This window comes from uncultured Romboutsia sp. (genome assembly GCF_958366745.1).
Taxonomy (GTDB): Bacteria; Bacillota; Clostridia; order Peptostreptococcales; family Peptostreptococcaceae; genus Romboutsia; species Romboutsia timonensis.
The window spans coordinates 1-10,936 of the sequence record NZ_CATXCO010000063.1 but is presented as its reverse complement, the minus strand read 5'-3'; the positions used below and the strand labels follow the sequence as shown (position 1 = coordinate 10,936).

At 27.1% G+C, this 10,936-nt stretch carries 10 protein-coding genes and 1 other annotated feature; of the genes, 4 read left to right on the top strand and 6 right to left on the bottom strand.

Translation table 11 applies throughout. From position 1 onward, the window contains the following. Positions 1–174 precede the first annotated feature (174 nt). The 4 genes from Q5F54_RS06185 to Q5F54_RS06170 all read right to left on the bottom strand — a co-directional run bounded on the left by Q5F54_RS06185 (position 175) and on the right by Q5F54_RS06170 (position 3,618). Entirely contained in the window at positions 175–726 is a 552-nt protein-coding gene (locus Q5F54_RS06185) for an NADH peroxidase (RefSeq protein WP_277232918.1), read from the bottom strand. A gap of 290 nt (positions 727–1,016) precedes the next feature. After that, positions 1,017–1,862, bottom strand: coding sequence for a metal ABC transporter permease (locus tag Q5F54_RS06180; RefSeq protein ID WP_302334109.1), 846 nt, complete (start codon positions 1,860–1,862; stop codon positions 1,017–1,019). Next, positions 1,862–2,662, bottom strand: a complete 801-nt coding sequence (locus Q5F54_RS06175; protein ID WP_288248457.1) for a metal ABC transporter ATP-binding protein — start codon at positions 2,660–2,662, stop codon at positions 1,862–1,864. Before Q5F54_RS06175 ends, Q5F54_RS06180 begins: the two co-directional genes overlap by 1 nt. Further along, positions 2,662–3,618: a metal ABC transporter substrate-binding protein gene (locus Q5F54_RS06170; RefSeq protein WP_302334108.1), complete on the bottom strand. Its 957-nt coding sequence runs from the start codon at positions 3,616–3,618 to the stop codon at positions 2,662–2,664. The genes Q5F54_RS06175 and Q5F54_RS06170 overlap by 1 nt, the downstream gene beginning before the upstream one ends. A 409-nt stretch (positions 3,619–4,027) precedes the next feature. Between Q5F54_RS06170 and Q5F54_RS06165 the strand changes: the two genes are divergently transcribed. Then, on the top strand, positions 4,028–4,615 hold the full coding sequence (locus tag Q5F54_RS06165; RefSeq protein ID WP_302334107.1) for a zinc dependent phospholipase C family protein: 588 nt from the start codon (positions 4,028–4,030) through the stop codon (positions 4,613–4,615). 121 nt (positions 4,616–4,736) lie between these two features. Here the strand turns inward: Q5F54_RS06165 and Q5F54_RS06160 are convergent, their stop codons facing one another. After that, on the bottom strand, positions 4,737–5,225 hold the full coding sequence (locus tag Q5F54_RS06160) for a nicotinamide-nucleotide amidohydrolase family protein (protein WP_071119835.1): 489 nt from the start codon (positions 5,223–5,225) through the stop codon (positions 4,737–4,739). 372 nt (positions 5,226–5,597) lie between these two features. On the opposite strand from Q5F54_RS06160, the gene Q5F54_RS06155 reads away from it, so the two are divergent. Then, positions 5,598–6,182, top strand: a complete 585-nt coding sequence (locus tag Q5F54_RS06155) for a M15 family metallopeptidase (RefSeq protein WP_302334106.1) — start codon at positions 5,598–5,600, stop codon at positions 6,180–6,182. A gap of 23 nt (positions 6,183–6,205) precedes the next feature. Beyond that, complete coding sequence (locus tag Q5F54_RS06150; protein WP_302334105.1) at positions 6,206–8,119, top strand: ABC-F family ATP-binding cassette domain-containing protein; 1,914 nt, start codon at positions 6,206–6,208, stop codon at positions 8,117–8,119. 37 nt (positions 8,120–8,156) lie between these two features. Here the strand turns inward: Q5F54_RS06150 and Q5F54_RS06145 are convergent, their stop codons facing one another. Then, positions 8,157–8,972 (bottom strand): tetratricopeptide repeat protein, encoded by an 816-nt coding sequence (locus Q5F54_RS06145; protein ID WP_281537644.1) that lies wholly within the window; start codon positions 8,970–8,972, stop codon positions 8,157–8,159. Positions 8,973–9,161: 189 nt separating this feature from the next. Beyond that, positions 9,162–9,378, top strand: a binding site (T-box leader). Positions 9,379–9,461: 83 nt separating this feature from the next. Here Q5F54_RS06145 and Q5F54_RS06140 point away from each other — a divergent pair. Continuing rightward, the gene (locus Q5F54_RS06140; RefSeq protein ID WP_281537645.1) at positions 9,462–10,844 is read left to right on the top strand and encodes a YjiH family protein; all 1,383 of its coding nucleotides are present in this window, start codon (positions 9,462–9,464) and stop codon (positions 10,842–10,844) included. Positions 10,845–10,936 lie beyond the last annotated feature (92 nt).

Here is a 10,936-nt window from a genome sequence, read left to right as displayed (position 1 = left end):
TTGTTTCTTAGAAATACCTTTTTTTAAATTGTCCTTGACAAAGGGTACACTTTATCCTTTAATTAGTAAGTACTCTTTTATTATTATATTTTATATATAAATAAAGCTGAACTCAAACATTATTTATTTGAGTTCAGCTTTTATATTAATTAAAAATATATATTTAATTTAAAATTAAGCTTGCTTTCCAAAGTGTCTTTCTAATAATCCTAAGAATGCTTTACCATGTCTAGCTTCATCTTTACACATTTCATGAACTGTATCGTGTATAGCGTCTAATCCTAATTCTTTAGCTTTCTTAGCTATTTTTAATTTTCCTTCAGTTGCTCCGTATTCAGCTTCAACTCTAGCCTTTAAGTTAGCTTTAGTATCAGCAACTACAACTTCACCTAATAATTCAGCAAATTTAGCAGCATGCTCTGCTTCTTCAAATGCTATTCTCTTGTAAGCTTCTGCAACTTCTGGGTATCCTTCTCTATCAGCTTGACGACTCATAGCTAAGTACATTCCTACTTCTGTACATTCACCAACAAAGTTAGCTCTTAATCCTTCTAATATTTCTTCATCTACACCTTGAGCTGCACCTATTCTGTGCTCATCTGCCCAAACCATTTCCCCTTTCATTTCTTCAAACTTTTCAGCTCCAACTTTACATACTGGACATACTTCTGGTGCAGTTTCTCCTTCATGTATATATCCACATACTGTACAAACAAATTTTTTCATATTATTACTCCTCCTATATTATATCTATAATTTATTTTAAAACATTTTTATCAAATTTAAGATAGTATATATATACCCGCTCTTTATTACCTTAAACAATAATTTTAATTTTTTTATAAATATCATAGTTTAGGAAATTAATAATAAAAAATTCGCTACGCTCATGTCGCCAACGATATTACACTCGCTACCGCTTCGGTCACATCCGTTGCTCAAAATGTCATTTTTTCATTTTGCCAACTATGTATCCTTACTCATGTTATGGATACATCACTTACTTAAAACTATTACTATGCTGTTACTTTTCTTAAGCTTATAAAATAAGTTAAAGCAAAAAATACAGATGATATAAGAACAATAGTAGCCCCTGTTGCACATCCAAACTGATACGATAAAAATAATCCTAAAATCCCTGATATAACTGCTATTGATATAGAATAAATATGATATTGTCTTATATTATTTGATATATTTCTTGCAGATGCAGCTGGTAAAATCATCATCGAGCTTATAACTAATATTCCAACCCATTGGATAGAAATAGTTACTATAATTGCTACTAATATTGTAAATATATATTCGTAAAATTTAACATTTACTCCTCTACTTCTTGCAAATGTATGATTTATACTAACCAATAAAAATTTATTAAAACAAGTAAACCAAATTAATAAAACAGCTATAAATGATATTATAAGCATAAAAATATCATTATTACTTATACTTAATAAGTCACCTATTAGATATGCTGAATATTTATTAAATCCACCATTATAGGATAATATAACTATACCAAGTGCTACTGCTGAAGATGAAAATACACCTATTATTGTATCTACTGATGCAGTTTTAGCATTTTTTACATTTATAATAGCTATAGTTAGTAATATCGAAAATGCTAACATTGATACTAGTGTATTATTAATTCCAAACATTACTCCAACTGCTATTCCAGTTAAAGCAGAATGACCTAATGCATCTGAGAAAAATGACATTTTATTATTAACTACCATAGTTCCAAGAATTCCAAACATAGGAGTTACAAGTAAAACCCCTAATAATGCATTTTTCATAAAATCATACTGTGCCCATTCAAAAGGAAATAAGAAATCAATTATACTATACCAAAGTGACATTATCTCATTCCCCCTCTTCCTATTTTATCTATCTTTTTATTCAACTCTAATCCAAAAGTATATATAACACTTTTATTTGAAAATACTTCTTCTGGCTTTCCTACACATTCAATAGTTTTATTATTTAAAAATGCAATTCTATCTGCATAATCATATACTACATTTAAATCATGAGAAACCAATATTATAGATAAATCATAGTTTTCTCTTAAATTAGATACTATACTATAAAACAGTTTAAGTCCATTTTGATCTATACCTGATACTGGCTCATCTAGTAATAGTATATCTGGTATAGGTTCAAGCGCAAGGGCTAAAAGAACTCTTTGTAGTTCTCCTCCTGATAATACTCCTAATCTTTTATTTATAAGATTTTCTCCCTGAACTTTTCTTAGACTTCTTAATGCAATATCTTTTACTTTTTTGTCATGAGAAAAGTAAACTGGCCTGTTACTTTGCGTACATGCAAAAACATCAAGTACGCTTACTGGAGAACTATAATCAAAGTCAAGTTTTTGAGGTACATATCCTATAATTGGTCTTCTTGACATCTTGTCATTTCCATCTACAAATGTCAAACTTCCAGAATACTCATTTTCTCCAAGTATTGCTTTTAGTAATGTACTTTTTCCTGCTCCATTGGCTCCTATTAATGCAGTTAATTCACCACAGTGTATATGAAGATTTACGTTTTTTAAAATTTCTTGATTTCCCTTAGTAACACACAAGTTTTCTATTTTAGTACAACATAAACCACTACTACATTTATTAAAATCTGATTTATTATTTTTAAATTCCATTATTTAAACGCCTCTTTTAAAGTTTCTAAATTTTTATTCATAATATCTATATATGAAGAATTCTTAGACTCTTCAGTAACTATCGGATCTAATGTATATACTTTAACATTAGTTTCTTTTGATATAGTTTCTGCTGCTTTTGTTGAGTATTGTGGCTCTACACATATAGCTTTAACATCTAATTTTTTAATTTTTTCTATATTTTCTTGTAACTCTTTTGCGCTAGGCTCTGACCCTGCCTCTCTTTGTACCACCCCAACTATATTAAGTCCATATTCTTTAGCAAAATAAGGAAAAGCTTCATGGAATGTAACTATATTTTTATTTTTTATATTATCTAATTCACTATGTATTTTATTATCTAGATTTGATAACTGTTCTATATATTCTCTAGCATTTTGACTGTATTTATCTTTATTTATTGAGTTATACTCTATAAGCTTATTTTCTATGTTCTCAACTTGCTTTATAGCATTTTCTACACTTAACCAAACATGAGGATTATACTCTTCATCGTGGTCATGGTCATGGTCGTGATTATCTGATTCTTCCTCATAATCCGACTTGATTAACTCTATTCCTTCACTTGCATCAATTATCTTTAAATCTGGTTTTTGTTCTAATACCTTATCTAAAAATGATTCCATACCAGCACCATTTATTATAAATACATCACAATCTTCCAATAACTTTATATTATCTGTAGTTAATGAGTAATCATGTAAACATCCTGTAGCCGAGTTTGTCATATTTATTAACTCTACATTATCTATATCTTTAACAACATTAGAAGCTAACAAGTACATAGGATAAAATGATGTAACCACTTTTATACTATCTTCTTTATCTTTGCTATTTCCCGATTTATTATTATCATTAGTATTTGAACTACACCCTGTGATAGATAAAATCACTAAAGTTAAAATAATTAATATTTTTTTAAATTTAATTTTCATACATAATCCTCCTTAATAGATACCCATTATAAATTATATTACTCGCATTTTGTCCAGATACCCTTACTATTTATTTTGTAATATACATTGTTTATTATAATTAATTTATTAATAATATTGTTGACTAAAATATTAGTTATCTATACTTTAATTAATTTTAACATTATTAAAATTTACATTAATTATAATTTATTTATTATATTTTAACCATTGATAATCATTTTCATATAAATAAAACTATCACCTCATTTTATTTTTGTCAATATTTTTGTGTCTAATTTGAAATTCACATAATAAAATATTAACATAATTCAATGTTTAATCTTACTAAATTTTACATATTGTAAATATATAAGATTGTTGATACCATTAAATTAATTATAATTTCTAGTTAAATCGAGGTGTAGAAATGTTTGTAAATACCCATACTTTAATAGCAAAGTCAATAGTTAATAATATAGATGAAAATAAACATTTTTTTCTTAATGAAAATCATTTCATTTATGGAAATATAAAGCCAGATTTATCTTCTAAGTATTTTTTTAAGAAACACTATTTAAAAGAATCTTATGATATGATCGAATCTAAAGTAAACTATTTATGTAACCTTAACTTAAATAGCTTGTCTAAATACTTTTCAGTTGGAGTATTAAGCCAAGAACTAGGTGTTATATGCCACTTTTTATGTGATTTTTTATGTGTACCTCATAGCTATAGATGGGAATTTAAACATAGTATGAAAAAGCATCTATCTTATGAAACTGAATTAAATACTATAGCTAAGGAAACTAACTTAAATAAATTTATAGGTGATGATATAAAATACGATTCATTTGGAGAGTTTTTCAATTCTTTATACACTGAATATCAACAGATTTTAGATTATAAAAATGACTTATTATTTTCTGTATATGCTTGCAACAGTGTTGTAAATTATATACTAGACTCTATATTAAAAAATACAGTTAAATCTTATAGTATATCAAACTTTATTTAGGTGTTGAATTTATTCAACACCATTTATTTTTATAACATCTATATATTCTTTTTATATATCATTACAGTATAAAGTTCTATCTAAGCTATAGAATACAAGATTCATCATATTTATTTGCTATTTATAACTCTAATAATCTTAACCTTAAATCATTAATTGCATTTTTAGTAGCTCTAAGTCTAATATCTTCTCTATTTCCCTTTAATATATATTTATTTACTGTAGTTTTCCCATTTATATAAATTCCTATATAAACAAGTCCTACAGGTTTATCAATCGTTCCACCATCTGGTCCAGCTATACCAGTAGTTGATATCGCTACATTAGTATCAAAATTTTTCGCAATACCCTCTGCCATCTCTCTAGCAGTTTCTTCACTAACAGCTCCATATACTTTTAGTGTATTAGGGTTTACACCTAACCTATTTATTTTTGATTCATTAGAATATGTAACACATCCCTCCATAAATACCGAAGATATGCCTGGATAATTTATAAGTGTCGCACTTACAAGCCCTCCTGTACAAGACTCAGCTATAGATATTGTTAGATTCTTTTCTATTAACATTTTCGACACAACAGTTTCTATTGAAATTATTTCCTCTTTCATACTTATCACCTCATAGTTATAATTTTAAGCTTTTTGTATAAATTTAATGTAATAAAATCATATTTTTTATTTGTTTATAGATGCCTTAAATATAAATCCTCTCTTTTTAAATATTTATAAATATTATTAGTCTAGTTTATTTTTATGAGTTATAATATATATAGTTTTATACAAGTACTATAATAGTTTAAATTCTAGTACTAGATAATATATATTTCAATATTTATATTATAGTTTATAATTTATAGGAGGGATTTTATTATAAAAAATTTTGTTTATATATGTTTGATTTTAGTAACAATTGGAATTTTCTTTATAAGTAAAGATAAACTTAATGAATATAATCAAAATTCAAATTATAGCGATGAGTATATGAAAATTAATACAGATCCTATATTTTCTTATACTCCTATTCCAGAAGAGGTAAAGGAAAAAATGCTAGGATTTTCTATGCCTGAGAATATACCTCTAAGTTTTGATGAACTTAGTTATTTAACTTTAAGTTATTATGGATTTGATGGAAATACTTATGTAGGCGAAATGATTGTCAATAAAAGAGTTGCAGCCGATGTTGTTGATATATTTAAAGAAATATATGAAAAAAAATATCCTATTGATAAAATAAAGTTAATAGATGAATACAATGCAATTGATGAACTTTCCATGAATGATAATAATAGTTCTTCTTTTTGTTATAGAACTATAAAAAACACAAATATTGTATCTAATCATGGAAAAGGCCTTGCTATCGACATAAATCCTGTTCAAAACCCTCATGTTATTGGAGATGATATTAGTCCTAAGAGTGGTTATAACTTTAAAGATAGAAGTAATATTAAACAAGGAATGATAATAGAAGGTGACGATTTATATAATGCATTTATAAAAAGAGGATGGACTTGGGGAGGCCACTGGAAAAATCCAGACTATCAACATTTTGAAAAAAAATTAAATTAAAAATTTAAAATATAGGTGATATTATGAATTTAATGACATTAGAAAATATAAGTAAGAGCTATTCAGAAAAAATCTTACTTAAAGATATCTCACTTGGTATTAATGAAGGTGAGAAAATAGGTATTATCGGAGTTAATGGTACAGGTAAATCTACTCTTTTAAAAATTATAGCTGGAGTTGAAGTTCCTGATGATGGTACTATCATAAAAGCTAATAGGGTTAGAGTTGAATATCTACCTCAAAATCCAGACTATAACGAAGATTTTACAGTTTTACAACAGGTATTTAAAGGTACTTCTAGTGAAATGAAACTTCTACTTGAATATGAAGAAACACTAACTGCTTTATCTAATAATTATAACGATAATTTAAACAGCAAACTTATATCATTGCAAGAAAAAATAGATGCTCTTAACCTTTGGGATTTAGAAAGTGAGGCTAAGGCTGTCTTAACTAAACTTGGCATAACTAACTTTAACCAAAAAGTAAAAGAACTTTCTGGTGGACAAAGAAAAAGAGTTTCTTTAGCATCTGCACTTATTACTCCATGTGAGTTATTAATATTAGATGAACCTACAAACCATTTAGATAATGATACCATTGATTATTTAGAAGAATATCTAAATTCAAGACGTGGCTCTCTAATTATGATAACTCACGATAGATACTTCTTAGATAGAGTTTCTAATAGAATAATAGAACTTGATAAAGGTAGACTATTTAGCTATGATGGCAACTACTCTACATTCTTAGAAAAGAAAATGGAGAGATTAGCACTTGAAGCTAGCATGGAGGAAAAAAGACAAAACTTAATAAGAAAAGAACTAGCTTGGGTAAAACGTGGTGCTAAAGCTCGTACTACAAAACAAAAAGCTAGACTTCAAAGATTTGATGAATTAGTAAATAAAGATACTTATACTCCAGATGAAAAAATGGATATATCTGTTGGATCTACAAGGCTTGGTAAAAAAATAATTGAAATACATCATGTTTCTAAAAAATTTGATAATAAAGTACTTATTGATGATTTAGATTATACTATAGCTCGTACTGATAGAATTGGTATTATAGGTAAAAATGGTATGGGTAAGTCTACCCTTATTAAAATATTAAACGGCGAAATTTTACCAGATAGTGGTCATATAGAAATCGGTGAGACTGTTAAAATAGGCTGTTTTAGCCAAGATGATTCACATATGCATCCTGATATGAGAGCTATAGATTATGTGAAAGAAGCTAGTGATTATATAGAAACAGCTGATGGTACTAAAATATCAGCTTCTCAAATGTGTGAAAAATTCTTATTTAATTCTACTATGCAATATAGCTTTATAGGCAATTTATCCGGTGGTGAGAGACGTAGACTTCACCTACTTAGAACTTTAATGCTAGCACCTAATGTACTTTTACTTGACGAACCTACAAATGACCTAGATATAGCTACACTTAATATACTAGAAGATTATCTAGATGAGTTTAATGGAATAGTAATAACAGTATCTCATGATAGATATTTCTTAGATAGAATATGTAACAAAATCTTTGCTTATGAAGGTGTTGGTAAAATTCATATATTTACTGGAAATTATAGTGATTACAGTATATATAGAGAAATTCAAGGTATCGAATTTAAAGAAGATGTTAAAGAATCTTATGAAAAGACGCCTTTTAAAAAAGAAAAACCTAAACCAAGTAAAAGACTTAAATTTACTTATAATGAACAACGAGAATTTGAAACTATCGATAGTGATATAGAAAAACTTGAACATAAAATAGAAAGTCTTGAAAGTGATTCTATTAAGTTTGCAACCGACTTTGTGAAACTTCAAGAAATACTTAATGAGAAAGCTAATGCTGAAGCTGAACTTGAGCATAAATATGAGAGATGGGAGTATTTAAATAACTTAGCTGAAGAAATTGAGAATTCTAAAAAATAAGAGTTATCCATTTGGATAGCTCTTATTTAATATAAATTTATATCTTATCAATTATATCAAAACTATATATAATATGATCAATTATATCTTCATATATAGGTTCTAGATACTTATCTACCATTACCCTCAAATCATATACTCCTCTTCTACCTTTAGATACAAATATATACTCACAAGTTCCATCTATTCCCTCGCCACATATAAGCTTTCCATTACAATTTCCATTATTAAAATTCACAGATTCTATGCATCCCATATTATTTGCTACTCTTTCTAAGTCTACACAATAAGACATATTTTCAGGTATTTCTATTAAAAAAACTTGCATCTTTATATTAAAAATAACATCTCCATCAAAGCTATCTATAGCTACTGCATCAAAACAATTTTTATTTTTAGGATCTAATTTAACCCAATTCTTAGGAATATCTATAACAAACCCTAAGTCACTTATTTTATTTTCAAAATCCATATCTACATCTTTACTTAAATTCTTATTTTCTTCATATCTAAGTTCCCTTAATAAAAGTCCCGCTCTCTTAAATCCATTTTTATAAGCTTTCATAAGGTATTCTTTAGCTTTAACTATATTTTTCTCTGTTCCTAATCCTTCTTTAAATAACCTTCCTAGTTCATATTGAGCTTGAGAATTATCATTATTAGCACATCTTGTTAAATATATAATCGCATTTTCATAATCTTCATTATCTACTAATTCTAGTCCTGTATCAAAATCATCAATATTATAACCTTGATCTTCTAAAGTTTTTCTAATTATCTCTTGTTGAAATTTAAGTTCTCTTTGTCTTTTCTGTTCACTAAACATTTCTCTAAATATCTCATTTATAGCCATATACTCACCCCATAGATGTTGACTTTACACTATTATTTTATTTTGAAATTTAATTTATGTTACGAAATACGTTCTATTAAATTCCCCTTAATATTTTAATTACTGCATTTAATCTAAATTTTAGAATACTTTAAATATATAGTTGACTTTTTTCTAAATTTAATTTAATATATTAGAAAAGTTAATATATTAAATTCAGTGATAAAGAGAGTAAATTAAGTGGATTTTATAGAGAGCCAAGGATGGTGGAAGCTTGGTAATGAAGTTTAATGGAAGAGAGCTTTTGAGAATGTTACTTGAAACTAAGTATGGTAACAGGCTATCTAGCCTTAACAGATTTGAGTGAATAAAGCATATTTGCATGTTTTATTAATTAGAGTGGTAACGCGGATATTTCGTCTCTTGGTTTTTAACCAAGAGACTTTTTTGTTATAATTTTTACCAATGTTTAGTATATTTACTAATATTTAGTATAAAGGAGGAATATTTATGGAAAAAACTATTATATCAAAAAATGAAAATCAAAGTAAAAACTTATTTAAATTTTTAATACCATCATTATTTGGACTATTACTATTTGTAATACCACTTCCATATGGTAAATTATTTAAACTTGACGGCTTATCTCCTATTAATATAGGAATCGGATTTTTAGCTGAACTAATAAAAATAATTGCTGCTGACTATCTTATTAATATAGCTTTAGTTGTTATACTTGCATCTGCTATTTTATCGGTTGTTAGTAAATTTATAAATATAAAAAATGAATTTATAAATAATCTTTTAAATGTATCTCCGCTATGGCTGACATTTAGAATATTAGGTGCCCTATTTATATTTATGACAGTATTTAAAGTTGGTCCAGAAATTATACACTCAGAACTTACTGGTGAAGTTGTTCTTGGCTTATTGCCTAGCTTACTTGCAATATTTTTAGTATCTGGATTTTTATTACCGCTAGTTGTTGATTTCGGACTTATGGACTTACTTGGAACTTTAATATCTAAGTCTATGTATAAGTTGTTTAAAGTTCCTGGCCGTGCTGCTATAGATGCAATTTCATCTTGGCTTGGAGATGGAACTTTAGGAATAATGATTACTGATACTCAATATAAACAAGGTTTTTATACTGCTAAAGAAGCATGCATAATTTCTGTTTGTTTCTCTTTAGTTTCTCTACCGTTCTCAACAGTTATAGCAGATCAATTAGGATTTATGCCAATGTTTGTTCCATTTTATTTAACAGTATGTCTTGCATCATTAGCTTGTGCTTTAATTATGCCTCGTATATATCCGTTAAATAAATTTAATGATTCTACATATAACAATGTTAATCATTTAAAAGAAGAGCTAGTTCCATCAGGAACTAACCTATTTAGCTTTGGTTTAAATAAAGCAATAAATAGAGCTTCTACTGCTCCATCATTTAAAGAAATTATGATAAACGGATTTAAAACTGTAATAGATATGTACTTAGCACTTTTACCACTTGTTATGGCTTGGGGTACCTTAGCTTTAATAGTGGCAGAATTTACTCCATTTTTCAAAATTATATCTATACCAGTAGTATTTATACTTAAATTATTAGGAATACCGGATGCAACAGCTGCTGCACCTGCTGTATTAGTAGGATTTACAGATATGTTCTTGCCATCAATAATGGTGTCTGGAAATGACATAAGTCAAGTAACACAATTTATAATAGGTACATTATCTATAACTCAATTAATATACTTAACTGAAACTGGAGCAGTTATATTAAAATCAGATATTCCACTTAAATTAAAAGACTTATTTGTGTTATTTATAGTACGTACATTAATATCACTACCTGTAATAACAATTATTGCAAAATTAATATTTAGCCTATAATTAAAAAAGTTATTTCTATATACATAGAAATAACTTTTTTCAGAGCGTAGACAAAGTCTACGCTCTTTTATTTTTGTCAATACTCTTTATGA

Bases quoted from the DNA above. Each gene is read 5' to 3' on its own strand.
- Q5F54_RS06160 (WP_071119835.1), bottom strand. From the start codon at position 5,225: ATGAAAGAGGAAATAATTTCAATAGAAACTGTTGTGTCGAAAATGTTA.
- Q5F54_RS06150 (WP_302334105.1), top strand. From the start codon at position 6,206: ATGAATTTAATGACATTAGAAAATATAAGTAAGAGCTATTCAGAAAAA.
- Q5F54_RS06175 (WP_288248457.1), bottom strand. From the start codon at position 2,662: ATGGAATTTAAAAATAATAAATCAGATTTTAATAAATGTAGTAGTGGT.
- Q5F54_RS06180 (WP_302334109.1), bottom strand. From the start codon at position 1,862: ATGTCACTTTGGTATAGTATAATTGATTTCTTATTTCCTTTTGAATGG.
- Q5F54_RS06145 (WP_281537644.1), bottom strand. From the start codon at position 8,972: ATGGCTATAAATGAGATATTTAGAGAAATGTTTAGTGAACAGAAAAGA.
- Q5F54_RS06155 (WP_302334106.1), top strand. From the start codon at position 5,598: ATGAAAATTAATACAGATCCTATATTTTCTTATACTCCTATTCCAGAA.
- Q5F54_RS06140 (WP_281537645.1), top strand. From the start codon at position 9,462: ATGGAAAAAACTATTATATCAAAAAATGAAAATCAAAGTAAAAACTTA.
- Q5F54_RS06170 (WP_302334108.1), bottom strand. From the start codon at position 3,618: ATGAAAATTAAATTTAAAAAAATATTAATTATTTTAACTTTAGTGATT.
- Q5F54_RS06165 (WP_302334107.1), top strand. From the start codon at position 4,028: ATGTTTGTAAATACCCATACTTTAATAGCAAAGTCAATAGTTAATAAT.
- Q5F54_RS06185 (WP_277232918.1), bottom strand. From the start codon at position 726: ATGAAAAAATTTGTTTGTACAGTATGTGGATATATACATGAAGGAGAA.